Annotated in this window: 6 protein-coding genes and 7 pseudogenes; all 13 read right to left on the reverse strand. The window is 63.0% G+C overall.

What is annotated here, in order from left to right:
- Positions 1 to 618 precede the first annotated feature (618 nt).
- The 13 genes and pseudogenes from H0I39_RS19860 to H0I39_RS19915 all read right to left on the reverse strand — a co-directional run bounded on the left by H0I39_RS19860 (position 619) and on the right by H0I39_RS19915 (position 13,935).
- Complete coding sequence (locus H0I39_RS19860) at positions 619 to 1,287, reverse strand: hypothetical protein (protein ID WP_257646275.1); 669 nt, start codon at positions 1,285 to 1,287, stop codon at positions 619 to 621.
- Positions 1,288 to 1,675: 388 nt separating this feature from the next.
- A pseudogene (locus tag H0I39_RS19865) lies at positions 1,676 to 4,242 on the reverse strand (Tn3-like element IS1071 family transposase); the annotation flags it as partial.
- Positions 4,243 to 4,292: 50 nt separating this feature from the next.
- Positions 4,293 to 4,484: a 2-hydroxymuconate tautomerase gene (gene thmT, locus H0I39_RS19870; RefSeq protein ID WP_047350381.1), complete on the reverse strand. Its 192-nt coding sequence runs from the start codon at positions 4,482 to 4,484 to the stop codon at positions 4,293 to 4,295.
- Positions 4,485 to 4,510: 26 nt separating this feature from the next.
- Positions 4,511 to 5,125, reverse strand: a complete 615-nt coding sequence (locus H0I39_RS22840; RefSeq protein WP_308645946.1) for a tripartite tricarboxylate transporter substrate-binding protein — start codon at positions 5,123 to 5,125, stop codon at positions 4,511 to 4,513.
- Positions 5,095 to 5,493 carry a Bug family tripartite tricarboxylate transporter substrate binding protein gene (locus H0I39_RS22845; RefSeq protein ID WP_257646276.1) on the reverse strand — a complete coding sequence of 133 codons (399 nt, stop codon included), beginning with the start codon at positions 5,491 to 5,493 and terminating at the stop codon, positions 5,095 to 5,097. Before H0I39_RS22845 ends, H0I39_RS22840 begins: the two co-directional genes overlap by 31 nt.
- Positions 5,494 to 5,546: 53 nt before the next feature.
- Positions 5,547 to 6,331: pseudogene (gene dmpH, locus H0I39_RS19880) on the reverse strand (2-oxo-3-hexenedioate decarboxylase).
- Positions 6,332 to 6,405: 74 nt separating this feature from the next.
- On the reverse strand, positions 6,406 to 7,863 hold the full coding sequence (locus H0I39_RS19885; RefSeq protein WP_180551537.1) for a methyl-accepting chemotaxis protein: 1,458 nt from the start codon (positions 7,861 to 7,863) through the stop codon (positions 6,406 to 6,408).
- 97 nt (positions 7,864 to 7,960) lie between these two features.
- The gene (gene dmpG / locus H0I39_RS19890) at positions 7,961 to 8,944 is read right to left on the reverse strand and encodes a 4-hydroxy-2-oxovalerate aldolase (RefSeq protein ID WP_373368361.1); all 984 of its coding nucleotides are present in this window, start codon (positions 8,942 to 8,944) and stop codon (positions 7,961 to 7,963) included.
- 51 nt (positions 8,945 to 8,995) lie between these two features.
- Positions 8,996 to 9,890: pseudogene (locus tag H0I39_RS19895) on the reverse strand (acetaldehyde dehydrogenase (acetylating)).
- 32 nt (positions 9,891 to 9,922) lie between these two features.
- A pseudogene (locus tag H0I39_RS19900) lies at positions 9,923 to 10,715 on the reverse strand (SDR family NAD(P)-dependent oxidoreductase).
- Positions 10,716 to 10,725: 10 nt separating this feature from the next.
- Positions 10,726 to 11,507 (reverse strand): annotated as a pseudogene (gene dmpE, locus H0I39_RS19905) (2-oxopent-4-enoate hydratase).
- A 42-nt stretch (positions 11,508 to 11,549) separates the two neighbouring features.
- Positions 11,550 to 12,412 (reverse strand): annotated as a pseudogene (locus H0I39_RS19910) (alpha/beta fold hydrolase).
- 73 nt (positions 12,413 to 12,485) lie between these two features.
- Positions 12,486 to 13,935 (reverse strand): annotated as a pseudogene (locus tag H0I39_RS19915) (2-hydroxymuconic semialdehyde dehydrogenase).
- Positions 13,936 to 13,955 lie beyond the last annotated feature (20 nt).

Here is a 13,955-nt window from a genome sequence, read left to right on the forward strand (position 1 = left end):
CTACTGGGTATCGCCGAGCCTAGCGCGGTGCGAGCGCAATTTCCGCGAGAACGCCTCACACTGGAACAGCTCGTAGCCAATCTGATATAGCTTCAGCGCGTTACAGGAGCTTGAAGCTCGGTGGCGGATGCGCCGATCGCCTTGATTTCTGGCTGTCGATCAGTAAGGTGTCTCGTATCGCAAGGAGGTTCTATGCGAAAAGCCATCTTCCTCTTCATCCTAGTGCTGGGCGCAGGTCTCGGCTACCTGCCTGCGCGCCACGAAGACTGGGGGTACGCGTTGTCATGATGGTCTTGGGGATGCTGTTCGGGGGCAATCGGAGGAGCGCTATCGCAAGTTGGGAAGCGGCAGCGTTTGCTTCGCCGAGCTCCGACGGAGGAGGAACTCAATCCGATCCCCGGAATGGGTACCTCCGGTCGAGACCTGGCGGCGAACTACTGGCGGGACGAAGGACATCCGCCGTTCATGAAGCCGCCGCACTCTGAGTACGGCAATCGCATGCACGACGCAGACAAGAGCCTCTAACGGGTCTATTTCTTCAGCGCATCTTTGACAGCTTGCTTGGCGTCCTCAACGATGGGGCGGCATCCTCCTTCACCTGCTTGCCAGTTTGCAGCATCAGGGACCGCTCCGAAGCCAGGGTCCCATCCGGCGTTTTGGTGATCTGCGCTTTGCGCTCGAAGGTGGCCTGATCCGCGGAGGAGCTTGCACGGATACGCTGGCCTTCTGCCTGGACCTCGCTGCGCATGGCCGACGGGGACTCGCCCGGCGACGCAGCCCTGGGCCCACCGCCAGAGCTGCGCACGCTGCCTTGGTTGGCGCGGTGCTGGCCTCCAAGATCCGGCGCAAGGGCAGGGCTGCTGGAATTCTGCAGGTGCTGGACGGACAGGTCCCCAAGGCGGACGGCACTGCAGTGCCGTCCGAGAACACCCGGTTGGGCTGCAGCGACTGCCTGGCCAGCTCCGCTTCCATCAGCACGCGCGCCGACGCGCTGTTGCCACCATACTGCTCGGCGTAGCGGGTGAACATCGCGAGGTTGTGGGGATCCTGGGCGATATCGATCGAGATAGTCTCTCCTCGCTCATAGGCCGTCGAGACCCGCTCTGCGAAGGCGCTACGCTCGTTCAGGCTGGCGTCAGCCCGCTCGGTCCGCGCGGTGGTCGATGCCAGCCGGGCGGACAGGTCCTGGGCTTCACGGCTATCGCTGGCGACCATGCTGATGAAGCTTCTGTCCCGAGACACCCGGTCGCCAAACTGCTTGAACTCGGCCAGTTGCTCGCTGTTCATGGAGGTCAGCACCTTTTGTTCAGCGGCAGATAGCCCCGATAAATAGCTCTTGTCGCCAGACGCGTTTGCGCCTAGTCCCGCAAGGGGGTATTGATTCCCACGTGACCGGATGCACCCATGGCAATGCGTGCCACCTGAGATTGCGTGAGCCCCGTCGTGTCCGCCACACTTTTGCTGATCTGGTCCAGCCGGTTGACCGTCTCGCCGAACTGCTCGAAGCCGCTCGATGTGGTGCCGGTGCTGTTGGGGTCTCCTCGTTTTCAGTGCAATAAGTGACGGTACGAAAAGCTAGCACTGGCGCGGAGGTGGTGTTGGTAGATCGTTGATTTCATTGACTTTCCTGTTCACTTTCAAATCTGCGATTCGTGGCGTCAAACCGTGGTCGGTTTCATCCATTGGTGCCAGTTATCGATGCATTTGGCCGCGAAGGCAGGATTTGGTCAGCATAGCGGTCAACCGGGAAGCGAAACACACCCCGCAAGTTGATGCTCTCCAGCCTGGTGGGCGCAATCTTCCCGATCAGTTCCGGTGGAATGACCTGGCGGCGGTTCGACCAGCGATCCAGGACCGCCTGCATCTGTGAGGTATTCCACGCCATCACGATGTTGGCCATCAGGCTCAACGCATCGGCCACAGCCTGCATTTCATCGACACGTTTGGCCTGCGCCGGGCTGATCCGGCCGGTATAAATGGCGCGCTTGAGGGCGTTAACAGCCTCGCCCCGATTGAGCACCCGGCGCAACTCGTTCCTGAAAGCGTCCTTGACAAAGTAGTCAGCCAAAAACGCCGTACGCAGCAACCGCCCCAATTGCACGCCAGCCTCATAGATTGGATCGCCCTGGGCGGCAGAACCGAACCGCGCAAGAGCTGCCACCGCACTGGCATGTCCGCTCATGACCGAGGCTGCCAGGTGCACCAGACTATCCCAATGCTTTTCGATCAAAGCGACGTCGACATTGGCTTCGCACACCGCAGCGATTTCTGCGGGCACTTTGGTGCCGCGTGGCACAAAGAGGTGGCGCTGTTTGAGTTCCTTCAACCGCGGGCAAAGATCAAAACCAAGCAAACGGGCATGTGACATGGCAAAGTCGGTGTAGCCATGGGTATCCACAGCAAGCTGGCTGGTCTCCAGCTTTTCTTGGCGGATGACACCTTCAATGGCCACGCCCGCCTGGCGCTCATTGAGCACAAAGGGCTGCGCATGGAAGATGCCCCACCGGTCTTTTACATGGGAGTAGATTCCAATGGAAGGTGTGTTGCGCCGAGGATCAAGCCGGGCTTGCCACACCCGTTTGGTGGTCTCCATGCTCATCATGTCAGAAGATGCCAAATCGGACCGCCCCCAGGTGGCGGCAATCGGGTGTCGCTGCATGAATTCCAGCACAGCCTGGCAGGCCTGGCTCAGACGCCGTTCGTCCCGCGCCCAGCGCATGGCCTGGCGAATGCTGGTGGCAGACAATTGCGGAATCATGCGCGCGCATTCGACCGCAGTCAGACTGGTGCCGTGGGCCATGATGCCGGCATAGACCATCAGCAGCTCGTCGGTAGAGCGCGGCTCACGTCCGAGCATGATCCAGCTAAAGCGCACCTGGGCGTCAACGGCCAGAATCACTTCCGGCAATTGAACCTCACCGATGCGGTGATCCAAAGCCGCGCGCAGCTTGGTCACTTCTGGGTCTTCGTCCTCTGCGGGCAATGGCGACAAATGGAGTTCATCATCCACGCGCAGTACGCCACTGCGGGCTGCAGCGGCCACCGCATCGACACCGGCAGTTACTCTGGCCAGCAAAGGCTTCAAGAAAGTGGCAGCCTTGCTGGGTAACGATAGACGGGCATAGTGTTTCTTGGACTCTGCCTGCCAACGCTCGTCCGTGAAGAACAAGCGCGCACGACCCCGAAAGCTCAGGCTGTGCTCAATCCAGACCGAGCCATTGCGCACCGCGCGGCGCAGGGCAAACAGGGTGGCCACCTCCAACGCCTGAAACGCCCGTTCCCGGTCTGGGCTGGAGATCGAAACCTGCCAGATCATTCCCAGACTTGGTGCCACCACTTCAACTGGCAGCTTTCTGGATCCTTTGAGATATAAAGCTTGCAGCTTGGCAAGGTACTCGATGGCAGGATGCTCGCCGGTGGCCTGCCAGGGCAGCTTTGCAATGGCGACGAGCAACGACCGCACGGGGCGAATTCCATCAATCAATCCCTCGCGGACCAGGGAGGCCCTGCTCGGTGGTTTGCGTTTCTGGGTTTCGGTGATCAAGGCTTCAAGACGGGCACGCAACTCAGCATCTGGCACCGCACCTTGCGCGCTCAAGGCAACAAGTTCGCCGAGCAGCGTTTTGTACATTGCGGCCCAATTGACGGTAGCGGGGACATCGGCGGCAGCCTGACGCCACAGATCGGCGATCCGGCGCTGCACCATAAGGATCAACTGGTCTGTGGTGGTGAACAGGCAATACCGAAGAAAGCATGCGACCTCCACGGTGCGCGCTGGCTCTTTGATCTTGGCTCCGGCTGAGGGCGGCCTGGAGACAAGTCGGCGCGCGTAGCGGCGCAAGATGAGATCGGGGATGTCTGCCAGGTGCTTATGAACGTCCAGCGTGTAAAGCAGGTCGATGCGCTCCAGTACCTCGCTGATTTGGCGGGTTGAGTGTTTCGCCGGTGCAGCCCATAGCCAACTCTGCTGGGTTTGTCCATCTGGGCGCAGCTCTGAAACTGAGCTCGCCAGCGATCAAGTGTTGCTGGATCAACGCTGGCGGCGATGGCGGTGCCTGTTTCAACTTCAAGCTGGGCAAGTGCCGCCGCAATCAGTGTCCGAATTGCCCGCTCGTGCACGATCACCAGCTTGTTCTTGTACAGCCATTGACGCGCCCGCACGAGTAGCTGATCGCGGTCGGCGCAGCGCGCCACTTCGTCGCGCAGTTCACGTACCAGTGAGCGGCGCTGGTGCTCGCTCATCCGCAACGCTTGCTGGATAAGCGCTGCAAGCTATTTTGGCCACAAGGCGCTTACCGTCCCAGTTCCTTGGCGCTGACGCCCGCGATGCCCCAGTTTTCCTTGGGAACATCGTGGATCCAGACGCGCACGTTGGCGGGCGGCGCGCCCACTGCATCGACGAGGGCCTGGGTCACCTTCTCGATGACAGCCTTTTTCTGCTCCTCGGTGCGGCCTTCGATAATGTAGATCTGTGCGAATGGCATGGTGTGTCCGTCTGTGAAAAAGGGGTTTATTCCGCCTTGATGCCGTTCTTGCGGATCAGGTCGCCCCAGCGGCGGTTTTCGGTGCGGATGAACTCGGCAAACTGCTGCGGCGTGGTGACGCGCAGGTTGCCGGAGATGTTGTCAAACGCGGTCTGCGCTTCGGGGGCGGCAGAGCCGGCGGCCCAGGCAGCCTGCAGCTTCTGGACGATGGCTGCGGGTGTGCCGGCGGGCGCGATCAGGCCAAACCAGGTCTCCACCTCAAAGCCGGGGTAGCCGGACTCGGCGATCGTCGGCACATGGGGCAGGGCCCTGGTGCGCTGTTGCGATGTGACCGCGATGGCCTTGAGCTTGCCTGCCCTGACATGCTGCAAGGTGGTGGCCAGCGAGCTTTCCATGCTCATCAGCACCGTGCCCGACAGCAGGTCCGGCACGATCTGGCTGGAGCCCTTGTACGGCACGTTGGTCAGCTTGATACCCGCCACCGACTGCAGCAGCTCGGCCGCCAGGTGGTTGCTGGTGCCGATGCCGGAAGTGGCGTAGCTGAGCTTGCCGGGGTTGGCCCTGGCATAGGCCACCATGCCCTTGAAGTCGGAGAACGGCGCCGACGGATTCACGACCAGCGCGCAAGGCGTGGTGCCCACCAGGAGATCGGGACAAAGTCTTTTTCGACATTGAACGGCACGCTGCCATACAGGTGCGGGGCAATCGCCAGGCTGCTGATGGCCGACAGGCCGACGGTGTAGCCATCCGGCGCGGACTTGGCCACCGCGTCGGTGCCGATGTTGCCGCCCGCGCCGGCCTTGTTTTCCACCACGAACTGCTGGCCCAGCTGGTCGCCCATGGCCTTGGCGGCCGTGCGGCCCATGATGTCTGTCGGCCCGCCGGGCGGAAAGGGCACGATCAGGCGCACAGGCCTGGTCGGGTAGGCCGACTGCGCCCAGGCGGCGCCGGGCAGGGTTGCGCCCAGCGCGGCCAGCGCGCCTGCGGTCATGAAGTCACGTCGTTGCATGCGCTGTCTCCAGTTATCGTTGTGGTTGCATCAAAAAGGGGCGACGCGGCCCCTCAGGCAAAGCGCAGCGAGACGCTGCCCATGCCCTGCACGCGCAGGCAGACGCTGTCGCCCGCGGCCACGGCCACGGCTTCGGTGGCGCCGCCCGACAGAATCAGGCTGCCGGCCGGGATCTCCTGGCCGCGGCGGCCCAGGTGGTTGGCCAGCATGGCAATGGCCGCTGCGGGGTGACCCAGCACGGCAGCGCCAGCGCCCAGAGCGACGGGCTCGCCGTTTTTCTCCAGCACGATGCCCACGGTGCGCAGGTCCACGTCTTCGGGGCGCATCGCGCGCCCGCCGACCACGAAGCGCGAGGCCGAGGTGTTGTCGGCCACCACGCTCTTGAGGTCAAACTTGTCGCGGTAGCGGCTGTCGATGACCTCGATGCCGGGCAGCACGAAGTCGGTTGCCGCCAGCACGGCGCCGATGTGGCAGCCCGGCCCTTGAGCGCGTGCTTGAGCACGAAGGCGATTTCGGGTTCTACCTTGGGGTGAATCAGTTCGGCGGTGTTCACGGTGGCCCCTTCGGAGACCACGTATTCATCGACCAGGAAGCCGAACACCGGGTTGGTCACGCCCATTTGTTTCATTTTGGCGTGTGAGGTCAGGCCCGCCTTCAGGCCAACAACGCGCGCGCCGCGTGCCAGCTTGCGCTGCAGGATGACATCTTGAATCGCATAGGCATCGTCCCAGTCCATATCAGGGTGGTCGTTGGTGATTTTGGGTGTATCGCGAACTTCAAGCTGGCAGGTTTCCAGGTGTTCAGCAAGTTGGGCGATGGTTTGGGGTGAGAGTGCCATAGTGAATACTCCAAAAAGTTGGGATGAATAAAAAGTCGGAAATCGTTAGCCCAAGTGCCGCGTTGGTTAATGGGCTATAGCCTGAAAGGCTGCCCTGCCTGGCGCAGAACTGGGGTCACCCGGTTGCTGGGTACGGCGGGCACCGGTGCGCTTGTTTGGGGTGTCGCTGCGGCGGCGGTGGCCGGAACGTTGCGGCCTGTGCTATCGCCCAGGGCGCTCAAGGCGTTTTTGACGCGGTCGTAAGCGGGGCGCACCTGCTCGGGGACCAGTTGCCGGATGGTGTCAAAGTCGCCCTGGCGGGCACACTCCAGCATTCGGGCACGCACTTGGCGGTAGTGCGCCATGGCGCGGTCAAAGTCTTGGCCGGCAGCGCGGGTGCGCAGGGTGGCGGCCTGGGCCCATGCCTGGTCGATGAGCTGGTCGAGTTCACCAATGCGGTGAACTACGGCGGCCACATCGTTCCATGTTTCGGAATTCATGATAAGGATGTTGCAGGCACGCATTTCTTCCACCCCATCGCTGATCACTTCCAGCGCCTGGCGCTTGGGCTGCAGGGCGGCTGTTTCGCGTTTGAGCTGGCCCACCATGGCTTGCACGGTGCGCACCTGGGTGTTGCTTTTGCCAATCCATTCCACCGATTCCTTGGCCGCTTGTGACAGAGTTTCGCTTTGCTGGCGCAGGCGTTCGCCCCAGTGGGTTTGTGTTTGCACCGCCTGGGCCATGCTGCTGGTAGCGGTCAGCGCCTGTTCAGCCCGGGCGCGGATGTCGGCCAGGGCATTGCTCGTTTGTTGGGTGCGGGCCACACCGCTATCCATGCCTTGCAGCACGGTTTGCAGAAATTGATCGGCTTCTTGCGTGCTATGGGTGATGCCGACGACCATCTGCTGAATTTGCTGGGTCGCTTCGCTGGTGCGGGCGGCCAGTTTGCGCACTTCGTCGGCCACCACGGCAAAGCCCCGACCCTGCTCGCCCGCTCGGGCGGCTTCCACGGCGGCGTTGAGGGAGAGTAAGTGCGTTTGCATGGCTACGTTCTTAATCATGGACAGGATGCCGTCAATGGCGGCAGTGTGCTGGCGGACTTCGCCAAAACGGACATCCAGGCCATGGGCAGAACTGCCCAGGGCGGTGATTTGCTCTGTTGTCTCGCGCAGCAAGCGGTCGCCATCGAGTGCCAGCTCGTACATGGATTGCACTTGCTGGCGAGAGATGTCGGCCGATTGCACCACCGTCTCGACGCTTTCAGACAAGCCATGCACGCTCTGATCCAGGGCCTGCAGGCTGCTCTCTTGCGTGCGAGAAAAAGCCACCACCCGGGTGAAGGAGGACAGCATGCTCGCGTTATTGACAATCACGTCCAGCGCGTGCTGGTCGATCTGTGCCAATACGGTCTGGCGAGAAGCGCCCCGGCGGTTGCGCCACCGAAGTCTTCCACGACTGCACCAGGCCACCAGGGCCACCAAGGCCATTCCGCACAGCAGGCCCAGCGCAAAGCCAAGCCCTGTAGCGGGGTTCCACCATGCGAGCATGTTCATTGGAGGCACTCCTGGTTCAAGGGTTGATCAAGGGTTGAGCGTGGTGGCCCAGGTCAGCACCGCGCTGGGGCAGTGCTGACGTTGCTTTGCAAGCAGGTTATGCAGGCAGGGCAATGCCACGTTCGCGGGCCATGGTCAGGGCGGTGTCTTCAATCATGTCTTCCTGACCACCCACCATGCCACGGCGGCCCAGCTCGACCAGCAGATCGCGCGCCGGAATGCCGTACTTCTTCTCAGCACGCTTGGCAAACAGCAAGAAGCTGCCATACACCCCGGCGTAGCCCAGCGTGAGCGCGTCGCGGTCGATGCGGATAGGGAAGTCCATCAAGGGTACGACCAGGTCTTCGGCCACGTCTTGGATCTTCCACACGTCCACCCCGGTTTGGATGCCCATGCGGTCGAGAACGGCCACCAGCACTTCCATCGGGGTGTTGCCTGCGCCAGCGCCCAGGCCAGCAGCAGCGGCATCAATGCGGTTGGCACCGGCCTCGATGGCGGCCACGCTGTTGGCTACGCCCATGGCGAGGTTGTGGTGGCCGTGAAAGCCCAGCTCGGTCTCGGGCTTCAGGGCATCGCGCACGGCAGCGATGCGCTCTTTCACCTGGTCGGGCAGCAGGTAGCCGGCCGAGTCGGTGACGTAGATGCAGTTAGCACCGTAGCCTTCCATCAGCTTGGCTTGTTTGATGAGACCGGCAGAATCGCTCATGTGCGCCATCATCAGAAAGCCGACGGTGTCCATGTCCAGTTTGCGGGCCATGGTGATGTGCTGCTCGCTCACATCGGCCTCGGTGCAGTGGGTGGCCACGCGGATGGTGTGCACACCCAGGCCATGGGCCATTTTGAGGTGATCGACGGTGCCGATGCCCGGCAGCAGCAGGGCCGAGACTTTGGCCTGTTTCATTAGCGGGATGACGGTGCTCAAATACTCTTCGTCGCTGTGCGCCGGAAAGCCGTAGTTCACCGAAGCGCCGCCCAGGCCATCGCCGTGGGTGACCTCGATGAGTGGGATGCCTGCAGCGTCCAGCCCCTGGGCCACGGACTTCATTTGCTCCAAGGTCATCAGGTGGCGCTTGGGGTGCATGCCGTCGCGTCATGTCGTGCAGGGTGATTTTTTGTGTCATGTCAAAACTCCTTAGGCGGCTTGCAAGGTGAGCGTGCCGGCCAAAATTTCTTCGGCAAACATTTCGGCGGTGCGCGCGGCAGCGGCGGTCATGATGTCCAGGTTGCCGGCGTACTTGGGCAGGTAGTCGCCCAGGCCTTCAACCTCCAGAAAGACCGAGACGCGGTTGCCGTCAAACACCGGGCCGTTGACCAGCTTGTAGCCGGGCACGTACTTTTGCACTTCGGCCAGCATGTCGTGAATGCTCTTGGTGATGGCTTCGCGGTCGGGCTCGCCTTCCACCAGGCAGTGCACGGTGTCGCGCATGATCAGCGGTGGATCGGCCGGGTTGATGATGATGATGGCCTTGCCCTTTGGCGCCGCCCACCTTCTCAATGGCACCGGCGGTGGTGCGGGTGAACTCGTCGATGTTCTTGCGCGTGCCGGGGCCCGCCGAGCGGCTGGAGACGGTGGCGACGATCTCGCCATACGCCACAGGCTGCACGCGGCTCACCGCTGCGACCATGGGGATGGTGGCCTGGCCACCGCAGGTGACCATGTTGACGTTCATCTCGGCCTTGCCCACGTGCTCCTTCAGGTTGACGGGCGGCACGCAGAACGGGCCGATGGCCGCAGGCGTGAGGTCGATCATGAGGGCGCCCTGCGCGTTGACCTTGCGCGAGTTCTCGGCGTGCACGTAGGCGCTGGTGGCGTCGAAGACGATTTGCACGCCGTCTGCCTTCATGTAGGGGATCAGGCCATCCACGCCTTCGTGGGTGGTTTTGATGCCCATCTCACGGGCACGCTTCAAGCCGTCCGATTCGGGGTCGATACCCACCATCCACACGGGTTCGAGCACGGGGCTGCGCTGCAGCTTGGCCAGCAGGTCGGTGCCGATGTTACCGGGGCCGATCAGGGCACATTTGATTTTGGGTCATAAGAAGTCCTTTGGAAAAAGGGTCAGCAAATCGAAGACAGGATGCCGCCCTCAACCCGCAGCGCTGCACCATTGGTGGCGGAGGATCGGGGGCTGCACACATAGGCCACTAGTGCGGCAACCTCGGAAGGTTCGATGAAGCGGCGCAGCAGCGAGGTGGGGCGTGCCTGGGCGAAAAAGCGCCGCTCGGCCTCGGCCAGATCCACGCCCTGGTCGGCAGCCAGCTTGGCGAAAAAGTCGCCCACTCCCTCAGTGCTGGTGGGGCCGGGCAGCACGGCATTGACCGTCACGCCCGTGCCTGCGCAGTGCTGCGCCAGCCCGCGTGAGACGGACAGCTGTGCTGCCTTGCTCATGCCGTAATGCACCATTTCGGTGGGGGATTCACGCCGGACTCGCTGTTAATGAACACGATCCGGCCCCAGCCTGCGGCCTGCATGGCGGGCAGCAGTGCGCGGCTTAGGCGCACGCCACTCATCACGTTGGCATCAAAAAGCGCTGCCACTGGGCATCGTCGATGGCCCCGAAGGGCTGCGGATCGAAGATGCCGAAGTTGTTCACCAGAATGTCCACGCCCGCGCTGGCCTGGGCCAGCAGGTCGCAGCCGACGGCCGTGGCCACGTCGGCAGCCACGCCGCGCACCTGGGCCTGTGGCACGGCCGCCTGCAGGCGCTGCACGGCTTGGGCCACGCGCTCCTCGCTGCGGCCATTGAGCACGACGGCCACGCCTTCGCGTGCTAGTTCGGTGGCAATGGCAAAGCCAATGCCTGCGGTGGAGCCGGTGACCAGGGCGCGTTTGCCGCTGAGTTGCAAGTCCATGCCGCGCTCCTTAGAGGAAACGCACCGAGCAACCGCCGATGCCGCCGATGGTCACACGCAGGTTGTCGCCCGCTTGCACAGGCACCATGATGCCCAGCGAACCCGACAGCACCACTTCACCGGCTTCCAGCGCAATGCCCAGGCGGCCCAGCGTGTTGGCCAGCCAGGCCACGGCGTTGGCGGGGTGGCCCAGGGCCGCAGCGCCAGCACCGGTGGCAACGATCTCGCCATTCTTTTCCAGTACCATGCCGCAGGTGCCCAAGTCCACGTCGCGCGGATCGACCAGGCGGTCGCCCAGCACGAACACGCCGCAGCTGGCGTTGTCAGCCACGGTGTCTTGAATCTTGATTTTCCAGTCGCGGATGCGCGAATCCACGATTTCAAAGCAGGCCATCACGCCCTCGGTGGCGGCCAGCACGTCGGCCGCCGTCACGCCGGGGCCCTTGAGGGTTTTCTTCAGCACGAAGGCAATCTCGCCCTCGGCCTTGGGTTGGATCAGCGTGTTGGCGGGCACGGCCTCGCCTTCGTTGAACACCATGCCGTCGGTGAGCCAGCCAAAGTCGGGCTGGAACACGCCCAGCATGTTCATCACGGCCTGGCTGGTCACGCCAATTTTCTTGCCGACCACTTTTTCACCAGCGGCCAAGCGGCGCGCCAGCATTTTTGCTGGATGGCGTAGGCGTCTTCAATGGTGATGTCGGCATGGAGGTTGGTCAGCGGCTCCAGCGTTTGGCGCTGCGTCAGGGCCTGGTACAGCTCGTCGCCCAGTTGTTCGATCAAGGCAGGGGTCATGGTCATGGGGGTTCCTTTGGCGAGGGTGTTCAGAAAAGTCGTTCAGGGCCGCAGCGGCAGCGGCTCGTCGGGGTGCGCTTCAGCAAGGAAGTCGCCCACCAGGCGGGCAAAGCGCGCGGCGTGTTCAATTTGCGTCCAGTGGCCGCATTGGCCATAGACGTGCAGTTGGGAGCGCTGAATCCAGCTGGACAAGGTCAGCGAGGTGCTCAGCGGGATCACGCGGTCTTCGCGGCCATGGATGACCAGGGCTTGGTGCGGCAGGGCACGGATGTCGGCCTCGGCGCTGGCCAGGGCTTCAATCCAGCGCTGGCGCGGGGCGGGGAACATGGCGGCGAACGATTCTTGAAAGCCGGGGCGGATGCTGGCCTCAAAGCGCAGGCGCGCCAGGTCGTCGCTCATCAGGCCTTGGTCGAAGGCGAAGTAGTCCATGATGGCGCGCATGTTCTCTACCGAGGGGGTAGCCCCACACGGCGTCCAGCCCCTCGGTCAGGGAAGGAGACACCGGCACTGCCCATCAGCACCAAGCGGCGCACGCGCTCGGGGTGGGCAATGGCCAGCGCCAGCGACAGGCCGCCGCCAAACGAGTTGCCCACCAGGTCGGTGCGCTCAATGCCTAGGGCATCGAGCAGGCCCACAGCCTGGCGCACCCAGGCGTCCATGCTGTAGACAAAGCCTTGCGGGCGCTCCGAGTAGCCAAAGCCCACCATGTCGGGCGCAATCACGCGGGCGTTCTGCGCCAGCGCGGGCATCACCAGGCGCCAGTTGGCCCAGGCAGAAACACCCGGCCCCGAGCCGTGGATGAGCAGCACGGGCGCGCCCTGGCCACCACTGTCGTGGTAGTTGGTGCGAATGCCCGCTGCTTCGATGCTGTGCCCGATCTCGGGGTTGGACGATGTATTGCTCATGTGAAACTGTCTCCTTGCTATTTTTATAAGAGCTACTCGCGCTTGCCTGGCAAGCGCGAGAGGCCGATTTGGCTTAGAACTTCACCATCACGTTGCGCAGCTCGGTATAAAACTCGAGCGAGTGCACACCGCCTTCGCGGCCGATGCCCGATTGGAGCCGCCAAACGGCGTGCGCAGGTCGCGCAGGAACCAGGCGTTGATCCAGCACAGGCCCACTTCGATCTGGTGCGCCAGGCGGTTGGCGCGCGCAATGTCTTGCGTGAAGATGGCCGTGGCCAGGCCGTAGCGGTTGGCGTTGACCTTGCCCAGCACTTCCTCTTCGCTGTCGAAGGGGCTGATGTGGCAGCAGGGGCCAAAAATTTCTTCGGTCACCACGGTGGCGGTTTCGGGCAGGCCGGTCCAGATGGTGGGTTGCACCCAGGAGCCATCCTTCAGCGCGTCGGGCATGTCGGGGATGCCGCCGCCGGTGACGATGGTGGCGCCTTCGTCCTTGGCTGTCTTGCCCAGCACCTTGGCCTGGTGCTTCTTGCTGATCAGCGGGCCAATCTTGGTGTCGTGATCAAACGGCAGGCCGGGCTTCATGGCTTCGGCGCGCTCTTTCAGGGCAGCCACCACTTTGTCGAAGATGGGTCGCTCGACGTACACGCGCTCGGTGCCCAGGCAGACCTGGCCAGCGTTTTCAAAGCACGAGCGCGTCAGCGTATCGATGGTTACCTGGAAGTCGCAATCAGCAAACACCACGGCGGCGTTCTTGCCGCCCATTTCCAGCGACACGGGGCGCACGCCATCGGCAGCGGCCTTCATGATGGCGGTACCGGTGCGCGTCTCGCCGGTGAAGGTAATGCCGTTCACGCCGGGGTGCTTGGTCAAAAATTCACCGGCCGAGGCAGGGCCAAAGCCGTGCACCACGTTGTACACGCCCTTGGGCATGCCCACAGCGTTCATCACCTCGCCCAGCAGCGTGGCGGTAGCGGGGTTTCTTCGCTGGGCTTGACGACCACGGTGTTGCCGCAGGCCAGGGCCGGGCCCACCTTCCAGGTCATCAGCAGCAGCGGCAGGTTCCAGGGGCAGACCACGGCAATCACGCCGCGCGGCACGCGCACGCCGTAGCTCAATGCCGTCTTGCCGTCGGGCGTGCGCATGTTGAACGACTCGGTGGCCGTGCTCTTGATGGTGTCGATGAAGATCTGGAAGTTGGCGGCGCCGCGCGGAATGTCCACGTGCGAGGCCAGGTGGTGCGGCTTGCCGGTGTCGGCAATTTCGGCCTGCAAAAAGTCGTCGAAGCGGCGGTTGATCTCACCGGCCACGGCGTCCAGCAGCTTGCAGCGCTCGGCCACCGACAGGCGGCCCCAGTCGCCCTTGAGCGCGGCGCGCGCGGCGGCCACGGCGGCATCGACCTCGGCCTGCCCCGCTTCGTAAATATTGCCGATGACGCTGCCGTTCACCGGGTTGATGTCCTGGAAGGTCTTGCCGCTGGCGTTGCGAACATATTCGCCGTTGATGAAATTCAGAAACTCTTTCATGGTGTTACCTTGCTATGGAA

This window comes from Ottowia beijingensis, from assembly GCF_013423955.1.
In the GTDB taxonomy this organism is placed as follows: domain Bacteria; phylum Pseudomonadota; class Gammaproteobacteria; order Burkholderiales; family Burkholderiaceae_C; genus Ottowia; species Ottowia beijingensis.